Annotated in this window: 13 protein-coding genes; 7 read left to right on the top strand and 6 right to left on the bottom strand. The window is 66.6% G+C overall.

Translation table 11 applies throughout. The annotated features are described in order from the left end of the window. Positions 1–78 precede the first annotated feature (78 nt). Both RIL96_RS06110 and RIL96_RS06105 read right to left on the bottom strand, forming a co-directional pair. Positions 79–537: a reverse transcriptase-like protein gene (locus RIL96_RS06110; RefSeq protein WP_310548131.1), complete on the bottom strand. Its 459-nt coding sequence runs from the start codon at positions 535–537 to the stop codon at positions 79–81. A gap of 58 nt (positions 538–595) precedes the next feature. After that, the gene (locus RIL96_RS06105; protein ID WP_310548130.1) at positions 596–1489 is read right to left on the bottom strand and encodes a Nif3-like dinuclear metal center hexameric protein; all 894 of its coding nucleotides are present in this window, start codon (positions 1487–1489) and stop codon (positions 596–598) included. 262 nt (positions 1490–1751) lie between these two features. On the opposite strand from RIL96_RS06105, the gene msrA reads away from it, so the two are divergent. The 3 genes from msrA (at position 1752) to epsC (ending at position 4018) form a co-directional block, all read left to right on the top strand. After that, positions 1752–2270, top strand: a complete 519-nt coding sequence (gene msrA, locus RIL96_RS06100; protein WP_310548203.1) for a peptide-methionine (S)-S-oxide reductase MsrA — start codon at positions 1752–1754, stop codon at positions 2268–2270. 90 nt (positions 2271–2360) lie between these two features. Continuing rightward, a complete protein-coding gene (gene cysK, locus RIL96_RS06095) occupies positions 2361–3296 on the top strand; it encodes a cysteine synthase A (RefSeq protein WP_310548129.1) in 936 nt (311 codons plus the stop codon). A 122-nt stretch (positions 3297–3418) separates the two neighbouring features. Beyond that, positions 3419–4018, top strand: a complete 600-nt coding sequence (gene epsC, locus RIL96_RS06090) for a serine O-acetyltransferase EpsC (RefSeq protein ID WP_310548128.1) — start codon at positions 3419–3421, stop codon at positions 4016–4018. A gap of 144 nt (positions 4019–4162) precedes the next feature. On the opposite strand, the gene gnd is transcribed toward epsC, so the two are convergent. The 3 genes from gnd to zapE form a co-directional block, all read right to left on the bottom strand. Then, a complete protein-coding gene (gnd, locus tag RIL96_RS06085; RefSeq protein WP_310548127.1) occupies positions 4163–5605 on the bottom strand; it encodes an NADP-dependent phosphogluconate dehydrogenase in 1443 nt (480 codons plus the stop codon). Positions 5606–5692: 87 nt separating this feature from the next. Continuing rightward, positions 5693–6628: a polyphosphate kinase 2 gene (gene ppk2 / locus RIL96_RS06080; RefSeq protein ID WP_310548126.1), complete on the bottom strand. Its 936-nt coding sequence runs from the start codon at positions 6626–6628 to the stop codon at positions 5693–5695. Positions 6629–6860: 232 nt separating this feature from the next. Next, complete coding sequence (gene zapE, locus RIL96_RS06075; RefSeq protein ID WP_310548125.1) at positions 6861–7916, bottom strand: cell division protein ZapE; 1056 nt, start codon at positions 7914–7916, stop codon at positions 6861–6863. A 242-nt stretch (positions 7917–8158) separates the two neighbouring features. Here zapE and RIL96_RS06070 point away from each other — a divergent pair, with 242 nt between their 5' ends. Further along, positions 8159–9073 carry a sulfurtransferase gene (locus RIL96_RS06070; RefSeq protein ID WP_310548124.1) on the top strand — a complete coding sequence of 305 codons (915 nt, stop codon included), beginning with the start codon at positions 8159–8161 and terminating at the stop codon, positions 9071–9073. 105 nt (positions 9074–9178) lie between these two features. After that, complete coding sequence (locus RIL96_RS06065; protein WP_310548123.1) at positions 9179–9649, top strand: SufE family protein; 471 nt, start codon at positions 9179–9181, stop codon at positions 9647–9649. A gap of 74 nt (positions 9650–9723) precedes the next feature. On the opposite strand, the gene RIL96_RS06060 is transcribed toward RIL96_RS06065, so the two are convergent. Continuing rightward, positions 9724–11112, bottom strand: coding sequence for an alpha/beta hydrolase family protein (locus RIL96_RS06060; protein ID WP_310548122.1), 1389 nt, complete (start codon positions 11110–11112; stop codon positions 9724–9726). A gap of 300 nt (positions 11113–11412) precedes the next feature. Between RIL96_RS06060 and msrB the strand changes: the two genes are divergently transcribed. Then, positions 11413–11844, top strand: a complete 432-nt coding sequence (msrB, locus tag RIL96_RS06055; protein WP_310548121.1) for a peptide-methionine (R)-S-oxide reductase MsrB — start codon at positions 11413–11415, stop codon at positions 11842–11844. Next, a complete protein-coding gene (locus RIL96_RS06050; RefSeq protein ID WP_310548120.1) occupies positions 11837–12910 on the top strand; it encodes a threonine aldolase family protein in 1074 nt (357 codons plus the stop codon). The genes msrB and RIL96_RS06050 overlap by 8 nt, the downstream gene beginning before the upstream one ends. The last annotated feature ends 103 nt before the right edge of the window (positions 12911–13013 follow it).

The raw sequence follows: 13013 nt of genomic DNA, 5'->3' as shown, positions 1-13013 counted from the left end.
CAGTGTCGGCCGGAGACAGTGTCGGCCGGAGACGTGGGTGGAGGCGTCAGATGCCTCGATGCCTCGGTCCGTGGCGCCTCAGGGCGCAGGCTGCGGCCGGATTCGGCTGCTCGCCGGGTCCCAGTCACGTCCTGCGGCGGCCGCGTCCATGGCTTCGTTGCTCAGCGCATCGGCATCGCCGTTCTGGGCCCGCGGGATCCAGGTGAAGGTGAGGTTCATCATCGGCAGGATGGCTGAGGCCTCAGCGGCCAGTCGACGCATGTCCTCGTGTTTGATCTTCCACCGTCCGCTCATCTGCTCCACCACCAGCTTCGAGTCCATCCGAACTTCGATCTCGGCGGAGTCGTCGATGTCGCGGGCCAGCCGCAGCCCGTCGATCAGCCCGGTGTATTCGGCCACATTGTTGCTCGCTCGGCCGATGGGCGTCGCACGGGTGGCCAGGATGCGTCCTTGAGAATCCCGGACGAGCGCTCCGGAACCGGCGATCCCGGGGTTGCCCCGGCTGCCGCCGTCGGCTTCGATGATCAGCTCAGGCACAGATATGTCCTCTCAGGGGTGGTTCACGTGGGGCGGTGGTTCAGCACCCGGGAATAGTTCAGCGTCCCGGAGTGATGACGAAGTCCCAGGGATCGGTGTTGATCCCGGAGACGGCGACGTCGACGGTGAAGCCGCGGTCGCTCAGCGCCCGGTCCAAAGCCTGGGCGGCGGCGGGCAGCCAGAGCCATTCAGAGGCAAAGTGGGAGACGTCGATCAGATAGGGCCGGCCGTCTAGGACCGCCTCGCGGGCCTCCGAGGCGGGGTGGTGACGCAGATCCGCGGTGAGGAACACATCTGCCTCCACCTCCCTCGCCGTGCTGAGCAGGCTGTCTCCGGCTCCGCCGCACAGCGCGACACGCTGGACGAAGGCTTCCCGGTCTCCGGCCACACGCACACCGCCGGCCACCGCCGGGAGGATGGAGAACACTGTCGTCGCGAAATCACCCAGAGTGGTGCCCTGCGGCAGCGTGCCGATCCGCCCCAGTCCTTCCTCGCCGAGGCCATCCGGCGCCTGCTGCAGGGGACGGACGTCTTCCAGGCCGAGGATCTCCGCCAGGACATCGTTGACCCCGCCGACCGCGGAGTCCCCGTTGGTATGGGCCGTGAGCAGGGCGCATCCGGATTCGATGAGCCGGTGCACCACCTCCCCCTTGAACGTCCCGGCCTCCACACTGTGGACCGGGCGCAGCAGCAGAGGGTGGTGGGTGATCAGCAGGTCCGCCTGCGCCGTGCAGGCCTCCTCGACCACCGCCTGCACCGGATCCACGGCGAAATGGATGCTCCGCACCGGGGCGTCACGGCGCCCGGCGACGAGCCCGACCGAGTCCCAGTCTTCGGCCAGCCCGGCCGGCCAGAGGTCTTCTACCACGTCCAGGACATCCTGCAGGGAGGGTGTCTGCCGGGGGTGCTCATCACGCTGAGTGGGCGCCGCGGGCTCGGGAGTCTGTGCCATACCCTCCGTTCTACCGTCTCTGGGGCACAGTGTGGTGTGCAGACACACCATGAGGCGGGCTCACGTTCCTCACCGCACAGTTCCGCCGCACAGTTCTGCTGCGCAGTCTGAGACATCCTGAAAAGGCAGGAGCCTCCGGTATCAGAGGGGAATGAACAGCGCCGGCGTCGAGTTGTCCCTGGATATGAGCTCGACGGCACCGCATTCTTCCGCAGGCCCCTCCCCCGGCACGGCCGAGCGGGCCGGGCTGCGCACCCTGGTCATGGGGGCCGGCTGCTTCTGGTGCCTGGACTCACTGGCCCGGCGTCTTCGGGGCGTGACCAACGTCCGCAGCGTCTACACCGGCGGCAGCGGTCCAGCAGTCTACGAGGCGGTCTGCACCGGAACCACCGGCCACGCTGAGGCGGTGGAGATCACCTACGATCCCCAGATGCTGCCCACTGACGTGCTCTTCGACGTCTTCCTCTCCTCCCACGACCCCACCTCTGTGAACCGTCAGGGGTACGACGTGGGCACTCAGTACCGCTCCGCGCTGTTCTACACAGACGAACAGGAGCGTGAGGAGTTCGCCGCGCGTCTGCAGTCCGCCCAGGCGCATTACGAGCAGCCGCTGGCGACCACGCTGGAGCCGTTGGGCGAGGTGTACGAGGCAGAGCCCGAGCACCAGGACTTCCACGCACGGCGCCCCGAGATCGGGTACTGCCGGGTGATCATCGATCCTAAGGTCGCCGCTCTGCGCCGAGGTTACGCCCCGTGGCTTCGGCCTGAGGAGCACCTCTGAGCTCGCCGATAAGCTGGTCCTGACCTGTCTATCCCAGCACGGCGCACTGAGCCGCCGCTGGACCTGAACCCGAGAAAGGCGAGCATCCCCATGGCGAAGATCCTCGACAACATCACCCAGGCCGTCGGCGGCACCCCGCTGGTGCGGCTGAACCGGCTCGACGCCGATCTGCCCGGCAACGTGGCGGTGAAGCTGGAGTTCTACAACCCCGCGAACTCGGTGAAGGACCGCATCGGTACGGCCATCGTCGACGCCGCCGAGCAGGCCGGTGTGCTCAGCCCCGGCGGGACCATCGTCGAGGGCACCTCGGGCAACACCGGCATCGCGCTGGCCATGGTCGGTGCCGCCCGCGGCTACCGGGTGGTGCTGACGATGCCGGAGACGATGTCCACGGAGCGTCGCGTCATGCTGCGCGCCTACGGAGCCGAGATCGTGCTGACCCCGGGCGCTGATGGGATGCGGGGTGCGGTGGAGAAGGCCAAGGCCATCGTCGAGGAGACTGACAACGCCATCTGGGCTCGCCAGTTCGCCAATGAGGCCAACACCACGATCCACTACAACACCACCGGTCAGGAGATCTGGGACGCCACCGACGGCACCGTCGATGTGCTGGTCGCCGGTGTGGGCACCGGCGGCACGATCACCGGTGCCGGGCGGCGCCTGCGGGAGAACCGTTCGGACATCCGCATCGTCGCCGTCGAGCCCGAGGACTCCCCCATCCTCTCCGGCGGCAAGCCCGGTCCGCACAAGATCCAGGGCATCGGGGCGAACTTCATTCCCGAGATCCTCGACCAGGAGATCTACGACGAGGTCATCACCGCCAACTTGGACAAGGCGCTGAGCACCGCCCGTGAGCTGGGCACCCAGGAGGGCATCCTCGGCGGGATCTCCACCGGCGCGAACGTCGCGGCCGCCCTGGAGGTGGCCTCCCGTGAGGAGAACCGTGACAAGCTCATCGTCACCATCGCCTGCGACTTCGGTGAGCGGTACATCTCCACTCTGCTGTACGAAGACATCCGCGGCTGATCATCGATCACGGACCCACGGGCTCCAGGTCCGGGCATGTCCGCGCCGCCTCCCTCGCAACGACCCCCAAGCTGCCGATCCTGCTGCCGATTCTGAGGAATCCTGACGAAGGAGACGATCCCGTGGGCCTGCTCCAACGCCTCCGCGACACTGTCCTTGAGGACATCCGTTCCGCCAGAGAACACGATCCGGCTGCGCGCAGCGACGCCGAGATCGCGCTGGTGTATTCCGGGCTTCATGCCATCTGGTCCCACCGGGTGGCGCACCGTCTGTGGCGCCATGAGCGTTTCAAGACGGCGGCCCGGGCACTGTCTCAGGTGACGCGGTCCGTGACCGGCATCGAGATCCACCCCGGTGCGCAGATCGGCCGGCGGTTCTTCATCGACCACGGCATGGGTGTGGTCATCGGTGAGACCGCAGAGATCGGCGACGACGTCATGCTCTACCAGGGCGTGACCTTGGGCGGGCGTTCTCTGGAGGCCGTCAAGCGGCATCCCACCCTCGGTGACGGTGTGGTCGTCGGTGCCGGCGCCAAGGTCCTGGGACCGGTGGAGATCGGCTCCGGTTCAGCCGTCGGGGCCAATGCTGTGGTGGTGAAGTCGGCGGCGGAGGATTCGATCCTCACCGGTATTCCAGCCCACTCTCGGGAGCGCAGTGAGAAGGAGCGCAAGCCGGCGGTGGATCCGGCGGAGTATGCGCTCGATCCCGCTCTGTTCATCTGAGGCCGGTCTGCGGACACCCCGTTCTTAGGAAGCTGGCACCTGATTCTGCCTGCTTCCGAGACGGACAGGGTGAGAACACGTTGATGGTCCGGTGCTCCCCTCCGCGGAGGGGAGCACCGGACCATCAACGTCTCTCACGGGAGGTCACTGCTGGACTTCGCTGCGGTCAGCTGACCACAGCGTGTGGAACGTCCCCTCCTGATCGATGCGGCGGTAGGTGTGGGCTCCGAAGTAGTCCCGCAGCCCCTGGGTCAGTGCGGCAGGCAGCCGGTCCCGCCGCAGCCCGTCGTAATAGGCCAGCGAGGAGCTGAACACCGGAGCAGGGACGCCCTGGGTCGCGGCCGCCGCCACCACCCGGCGCCAGGCGGGCAGGCACTCGTTGATCGCCTCGGTGAAGTCCTGGGCCAGCAAGAGATTCTGCGGACGCCGTGAGGCCGGGACGTCATAGGCCTTCATGATGGTGTCCAGCAGATCAGCCCGGATGATGCATCCGGCCCGCCACAGCGAAGCGATGGAGCGCAGATCCAGATCCCAGCCGAACTCCTCGCCGGCTGCGACGAGCATGTCGAGACCTTGGGCGTAGGCGACGAGCTTGGAGGCATAGAGCGCCTTGCGGACGTCCTCGACGAACTCCGGGCCGTAGTCGGGAGTCGGTGCGTGTTCGTCGATGCCGGAGCTGAAGACCTGCGTGGTCTGGCTGCGCAGCTGCTGCTGGGAGGAGATCGAGCGCGCGAACACCGACTCGGCGATGGCGGTGACCGGGGAGCCGACCTCGAGGGCTGAGATCGCCGTCCACCGTCCGGTGCCCTTCTGCCCGGCGGCGTCGACGATCACGTCCACCAGCGGCCGTCCGGTGATCTCGTCCTCCTGTTCGAGGACCTCTGAGGTGATCTCGATCAGGTAGGAGGCCAGGTCCGTGGTGTTCCATTCCCGGAACACCTCAGCCTGGGCCGCCGGCTCCAGGCCCGCCACACTGCGCATGAGGTCGTAGGCCTCACCGATGACCTGCATATCGGCGTATTCGATGCCGTTGTGCACCATCTTCACGTAGTGCCCGGCGCCGTCGGTGCCGATCCAGGCACAGCACGGCTCGCCGTGGAAGTCCGCGGCGATGCGCTCGAGCATCGGGCCCAGGGACTCATACGACTCCTGCGAACCGCCGGGCATGATGGAAGGCCCGTTGAGTGCGCCCTCTTCACCACCGGAGACCCCGACGCCGACGAAGTGGATCCCTTCTCCGCGCAGCGACTCCTCACGGCGCCTGGTCTCTTCGAAGAAGGAGTTGCCGCCGTCGATGATGATGTCGCCCTCATCGAGCAGCGGCACCAACTCCTCGATCACCGCATCCACCGGCGCCCCGGCCTTGACCATGACCAGCACCCGTCGCGGGCGCTCCAGGGCCTGGACCAGCTCCGCCAGGGTCTCGGTGCGGACGAAACGGCCCTCCTCACCGTGGGCTTCGAGCAGCGCATCAGTCTTGGCGACCGACCGGTTGTGCAAAGCCACCGTGTACCCGTTGCGGGCCAGGTTGCGGGCCAGATTGGCGCCCATGACGGCCAGGCCGGTCACTCCGATATCGGCGGTCATACAGTCTCCTAGATGCGAGGGGGCGGCGAGCATCTCCACCCTAGCCGCTTCGATCCCGCCCTCGGCGATCTTCGGGCCGGTGCGCCGTCAATCGCCGACGGCCTCGCGTCCGCGCTGGACGATCAGCGGGTCCGGCTCGGCGACGACCTCGTGGTCCTTGCCCTCGTACTCGAACTGACTGAGGAAGTAGCGCATGGCGTTGAGCCGGGCACGCTTCTTGTCGTTGGACTTGATCGTCGTCCACGGGGCGTGGTCGGTGTCTGTGCGCAGGAACATCTGTTCCTTCGCCTCGGTGTAGTCCTCCCACCGGTCCAGGGATTCCAGGTCCATGGGTGAGAGCTTCCACTGCCGGACCGGGTCGATCTGCCGGATGGCGAAGCGTGTGCGCTGTTCCTTCTGGGTGACGGAGAACCAGAACTTCGTCAGGTGCACCCCGGCGTCGACGAGCATCTGCTCGAACTGCGGCGCCTGGCGCATGAAGATCTCGTACTCCTCATCGGAGCAGAACCCCATGACACGTTCCACGCCGGCCCGGTTGTACCAGGAGCGGTCGAACAGGACCATCTCTCCGGCCGTGGGCAGATGGTCGATATAGCGCTGGAAGTACCACTGGCCCCGTTCACGGTCCGAGGGCTTGTTCAGTGCCACCACGCGCGCTGTGCGGGGGTTGAGGTGCTCGGTGAAGCGTTTGATCGTCCCGCCCTTGCCCGCGGCGTCACGGCCCTCGAATACCACCACGTGCTTGAGACCGTGGTCCTCCGCCCAGTACTGGAACTTCAGCAGCTCAACCTGCAGGTGGTACTTCTCGATCTCGTAGACGTCACGGCTCAACCGCTCGTCATACGGATAGTTCTCCTGCCAGGTCTCCACGGCGTTGCCCTGCGGGTCGATCAGATCCGGGTCAGGGGTGTGCCCGTCCAGCACCTGATATCCGCCTTCGCGCAGACGATCGATGAACTCGCGCAGGTTCTCCCGCGGGGTGTCCTCCACATCGAACCATGACTCATCGAGCGATTCCTTCATCGCTGCTCCTCCCTGACGCCCCGTGCGCTGGCTCCGGCCGGAGGCACGTCATGCAGAAGTGATCGCTGCGCGCTCCACACCGGAACGGCCCCTTCCCCGTGCGGCGACCTCGGCGTCGTCGCCGGTTTGCGGCCCATATTCATTCTACGCCGTGAGCGCTGCCGAGACCGTGGCGACGGACCGCCCGGGGCCGAACAACCGGTGAACGAGGCACGTCATCGAGGCTCGGCCGTCACAACGCCGACTCCCCCATCTGCCCGGCGCGTGCCAGAGCTGTGAGCCGCGAGACTGCCCGGTGGTATTTCTTCATATAACCGCCAGACATCATCTCCTCGGTGAACAGCTCGTCGAACGGCCGTCCGGAGGCCAGCACCATGACGTTCTGGTCGTAGAGCCGGTCCGCCAGCACGACGAACCGCAGCGCCACCGACTGAGCCTCGATGGTCTCGACACCTTTGAGGACCAGCACGTCCACACCTTCGATGAGCTGCCGGTACCGGCTCGGGTGAACCTGGGTCAGATGCTCGGTGAGGGACTCGAAATCGTCCACCACGATCTGCGCCTGCGGGAAGGTCTCGGCCGCGAAACCCTCCAACTCCTCAGCGGCCATCGGCGCCGGAGCCTCAGGCAGTCCGCGATGCCGGTAATCCTCGCCGTCGACCCGCACCGTCTCGAACTGATCGGCCAGCACCTGGATCTCACGCTTGAAGTCCTGAGCGGCGAACCGCCCGTCCCCCAGAGAACCGGGAAGCGTATTGGACGTGGCCGCGAGCTTGACCCCGGCATCGGCGAGCTCGCGCATCAGCCGTGACATCAGCACTGTGTCCCCGGGATCATCGAGCTCGAACTCATCGATGCAGACCAGCGAATACTCCGAGAGGACGTCCACCGTCCGGCGGAAAGACAGCGCACCGACCAAGTTCGTGTACTCCACGAAGGTGCCGAAGGCCCGCTGCCCCGGTGAAGCATGGTAGAGCGAGGCCAGCAGGTGGGTCTTGCCCACGCCGAAACCGCCGTCGAGGTAGATCCCGCTGGGAGCCTGCGATTTTCCACCCCGACCGCCGAAGAGCCGTCCCAGCAGTCCGCCGCCGGCAGAGGACTTTCCGACGGACTCGGAGAATCCACGCAGCCGTCGCACCGCTTCTGCCTGCGAAGGGTGATTGTCATCCGGGATATAGGAATCGAAGGAGACTTCGGCGAAACGGAAGGACGGGCGCAGACCCTCCAACAGCTCCCCCACCCCGACTTTGGGATGGCGGCTGCTCAGCGGGGCGACGGTAGACGTCATCTCAGACCTCGATCTCCGATATGTGTAGGGGCGGCGTATATATGTACGTATATATAAGGGTGGCGTAGAGGGGGCGATCCGCGGAATTCACCGTGTCTCAACCGGCCAGCTGCGGGCCACTGCACACTCTACCGGCGGTATGTCCGCAGATGACGACGAGTGTCAGGACCCTGCGGCTGGCCGATACGATGCCAAGTGGAGTACCTGAGACGATCGGCACCGAAAAGAAAGGCCGTCATCCTATGTCTGCTGCGTTCACTGCCTCTGGACAGTCCGCTGAGAAGGACCTCTCCCAGTACGCCCACCCTGAGAAGCTCGTCTCCACGGCGTGGGTGGCCGAACACAAGGACGACGCCGGCGTGGTCCTCGTCGAATCCAACGAGGATGTGCTCCTCTACGAGACGGGCCACATCCCCGGCGCGGTCAAAGTCGACTGGCACACGGAGCTCAATGACCCGGTGACCCGTGACTTCATCGACGCCGAAGGGTTCGCCGCCTTCGCCTCCTCGAAGGGGATCTCCCGGGACACCACCGTGGTCTTCTACGGCGATAAGTCGAACTGGTGGGCCGCCTACGCCCTGTGGGTCTTCACACTCTTCGGTCACGAGGATGTCCGTCTGATGGACGGAGGCCGGCAGAAATGGGCCGAAGAGGGCCGTGAGTTCACCACGGACCGCCCTGACATCACCCCGGCCGACTACCCCGCCGTCACCCGTGACGACTCCGCCGAGCGCGCCTTCCTCCAGGACGTGATGGGCCACTTCGGCCGCCCGCTGGTCGATGTGCGCTCCCCGCTGGAGTACACCGGCGAGAAGACCCACATGGAGGGCTACGAGGAAGAGGGCGCACTGCGCGGCGGCCACATCCCCACTGCAGCCTCCGTGCCCTGGGCCAAGGCGGCCAACGAGGACGGCACCTTCCGCTCCCGCGAGGAGCTCGAGGCGATCTACCGCGACGGCGCAGGCCTGGGCACCGCCGATGACGTCATCGCCTACTGCCGCATCGGAGAGCGCTCCTCGCACACCTGGTTCGTGCTCAAGCACCTGCTGGGCTATGAGAGCGTGCGCAACTACGACGGCTCCTGGACCGAGTGGGGCAATGTGGTCGGCGTGCCGATCACCCTCGGAGAAGAGCCGGGCGAGGCCCCGGCACGCTGATCGCTGCCGCACAGCGGCACTGGTCAGCCCCTATGGCACCGTAATGATGGGCCGGGGAACCCTCCGCGGGTTCCCCGGCCCATCCGCGTTAGGCTGGATCACGATATGACATCTGCCGAATCCCCCACCGCCCAGACGATGCCGCCCGCACTCGAAGAGATCGTCGAGGAGTTCCTCGCCGTCTCCGACCGCGACAAGCTCGAGCTGCTGCTGGAACTCTCCCGTGAACTGCCCGAGCCCCCGGCCGAATACGCCGATCGACTTGATGAGATGGAACAGGTCGTCGAATGCCAGACGCCGCTGTTCCTCGCCCTGGACTTCGATGACACCCACCGCACCGCGCAGCTGATCTTCGCCGCCCCGCCGGAGGCGCCGACGACCCGCGGCTTCGCCTCGATCCTCTACCAAGGCCTCAGCGGGCTCAGCTACGAGGAGATCCTGGCCACACCCGACGACGTCGCCGATCGTCTCGGCCTGAAGAAGGCCATCACCCCGCTGCGGCTGCGTGGGATGTCCGCCATGCTCGCCCGGGTGAAGGCCAATGTCCGGCGCCACCTGGAGACCGCCGAGAGCTGATAGACACAGCCTGACGCGTGCATCCGTCAATGCGCTTTGGGGTGTGCCTGCGGCACGCCTGGCGTTGATCGAGACTAGCAGCGGCCCGCCGCACTGCCCCGATGTCGCTGATCCTCGGACATGTGGGCCGGGGTCTTCCCGAACAGCTCCGTCACCCACTGACGCACTTTGCGCTCCCAACGCTGCGGTGCGTAGTTGTGCTCCTTGATATGCCGGGCATCGGTGAACGGGGCAAAGCTGACCAGCTCGTTGCGCTGGGCCAGATCCCGAGACGGCCCGTAAGGCACCACATGGTCATCGACGCTGTGCAGGATGAGTGTGCGCACATGCAGCTGATCCGACCGGGCGATCCAGTTCATCGCCTTCAGATCCACCGGTGCACCCAAGCCGGTAACCATGCGGCCCGCCGGGTTACTGATGTACCAGCGGCCCAGCCGACCCACCAGGGTCGGGATCCGGTTCGCCTTGGCCTGATAGGCCAGGACATCGATCCAGTCGATCACCGGCCCGGTGAGGATCAGCCCGCGGATCGCCGGAGAGAGCCGGGAGCGGTCTGCGGTCTGCAGCGCGATCGCCCCGCCCATGGACCAGCCGAAGAGCAGCACGTCCTCGGCCCCATGGTCGAGGGCATACTGCACGGCGGCCTCGACGTCCTCCCATTCGGTGACGCCGAGACCATAGCGGCCGTCAGGGGCATCCGGGGCCTCGCCGTCGTTGCGGTAGGAGATCAGCAGCGCGTCGATCCCCAGCTGATCGGCGACGTTGAGCGCCCGGATGCCCTCAGTGCGTCGTCCCCCGCGCCCGTGGACCATGATCGCCCACACCGCCGAATCCGCCAGCGGGCCATCGGCAGCACGTGCGGGCACATACCAGGCCGGGGCCGGTCCGCCCGGCAGCTGCAGCACAATATCCTCAGCCTCGAACCCGGCCTCCTGCGGTGTCCGATGCGCCACTGACGTCCACTGCCCGCGCACGGCTCGGCGCAGATCGCCGTCGACGACGCGCTCCACCCGCCGGGAGATCGTCCCATCACGGGGTTCGAAACTGGTGATCGCGCCGATCCGCGCGAAACCGCGACCGCCGTCGAAGTACAGCCCGTAAGTCCCTTCGACCACTGTCTCCTCTGTCGCGGGAAGGATGATCTCATCGCCGCCTGAGCCACGCACCACCGCCAGGATCGGCATATCCTCGGGGTGGATCCGCACCGGTGTCACCACCATCCGAGCGAAATACCCTGCCATCGCAGACAGCACAGTGCCGCCGAGGACTCCAGCTCCGACCCCCAGCGTGCTGGCCCGGACCCACGGCGTCCGGGGCTCAGGTTCAGGGCCAAACTTCCTGCGCAGCCTCTCCCCCGCCCCACTGAGCAGCTCACCGGTAGCATGGGCGCCGGATGCCACGCTCTCCCAGCCACGGCGGCACAGGGCGGCATACCAGGGGTCCGGAGTGGGGCGCACGGGCATATCGGGGAACCTCCGAGCTCGAGGACAGACGATGTCTGCGGCCGAGACCAGCCTACTGGTCCGCCACAGGATCCTGCCCGTCCCTGTTCTCCCGAACTCTCTTCCGTCGGCCCTCTGCCGTCAGTTCTCTTCTCTCGACTCTCTTCCCGATGTTCTTCTCCTGATGTTCTTCTCCTGATGTCCTTCGTCCCGTTCGTCTTTGCGGCCCTCGGCGAAACCCTCACCTGATGCCTGGCAGCCCGGACTGCTCGAGTGAGAGAGTAGATATCCCCGCCTGACGCCGTCCCCGAGGAGAAGGCCATGACTGATCCGAGTCCCCTGGCAGATGACCACCGGCTCTCCGAGGAGCAGTGGAGGCAACGGCTGAGTCCCGAGGAGTTCGAGGTGCTGCGCCGCGGCGGCACCGAACGCGCCTACACCGGCGAATACTGGGACAACCATGCCGCAGGCGTCTACAGCTGCCGGGCCTGCGGAGCGGAGCTGTTCACCTCGCGGGAGAAGTTCGACTCGCGGTGCGGCTGGCCCAGCTTCTATCAGCCTGCCGCCGGTGACCGCGTGCGCTACCTGCGTGATGACTCTTTGGGGATGGAACGAGTGGAGGTCCGCTGCGCCTCCTGCGACTCCCACTTGGGGCACGTCTTCCTCGGCGAGGGCTTCGACACCCCGACGGACCGCCGCTACTGCATCAACTCGCTGTCCATGCGTTTCGCTGAGGAACAGCCCGATGCCTGACTCTCCGAATAAGCCGCCCTATGATCCGGCCTTCGCCTCGGACAACGTCGCCGGGGTCAGCCAGGAGATCCTCGAGGCGCTGTCCGTCAATGCTTCCGGGCCTGCGGCGCCCTACGGCGATGACACCGTCAGCGCCGAGCTGACCGAGGTGATGCGCAGTCATTTCGGGCCCCGGGCTGAAGTGCTGCCAGTCTTCAACGGCACCGGCGCCAATGTCATCTCATTGCAGGCCGCCTCACCTCGCTGGGGTGCGGTGATCTGCACCCGCTCCGCGCATATCCACCACGACGAGGGAGGCGCCCCGGAGAAGGTCGGCGGGCTGAAGCTGCTGGCCCGTCCCACAGATCTGCTCACACCGGCGGACATCACTGCCGAGCTCCACCACCAGGGCTTCGTCCACGCCGCTCAACCCACTGTCGTCACCCTCACCCAGGCCACAGAGCAGGGTGCGGTCTACCCGCTGGAGCAGGTCGCCGCTGTCGCGGAGACCGCTCACGCCGCGGGGCTCGCCGTCCACATGGACGGCTCGCGGCTGGCCAACGCCGCCGTCGCCCTGGACGTCGATCTCGGCACCGCAGTCCGCGACGTCGGCGTCGACGTGCTCAGCCTGGGTGCGACGAAGAACGGCGCACTGGGAGCTGAGGCCGTGGTCGTCCTGGAGCCGGACCGTGTGCCGGGCGTGGACTATATCCGCAAGGGCTCCATGCAGCTGGCCTCGAAGCAGCGCTTCCTCTCCGCGCAGCTGCTGGGTATGTTCGGCACTGACCTCTGGCGCCGCAATGCCGAGGCCGCCAACCGGCAGGCCCGGCGTCTTGCCGCCGGGCTTGATGCCTGCCCTGGAGTCCGCACCGTCCGGGAGCCGCAGGTCAACGCCGTGTTCGTCGAGGTGTTCGACGAGGTCGCCGCAGCGATCCGCTCGCGGTACATCTGCCATACCTGGGAGCATTCGCCCGACGGTCACCAGGTGCTGCGTCTGATGTGCTCCTTCGAGACCACTGATGAACAGATCGATGATCTGCTCGACCGTGCGCGCTCAGCACAGCTGACGGACATCGCTGAGATCTGACACCCCAGACTCAACAGCCCGCGCTGTGTCCAACCGAGCGTGCCTGCGCTGGCACACAACGGCGCCTCGGTACCGGGCCGATGACGGCGCGCCTGCACCGGCC

It is taken from the genome of Nesterenkonia aerolata (assembly GCF_031470965.1).
Lineage (GTDB): Bacteria > Actinomycetota > Actinomycetes > Actinomycetales > Micrococcaceae > Nesterenkonia > Nesterenkonia aerolata.
The sequence above is the reverse complement of the archived record's forward strand: the minus strand, read 5'-3'. Positions and strand labels throughout refer to the sequence as shown.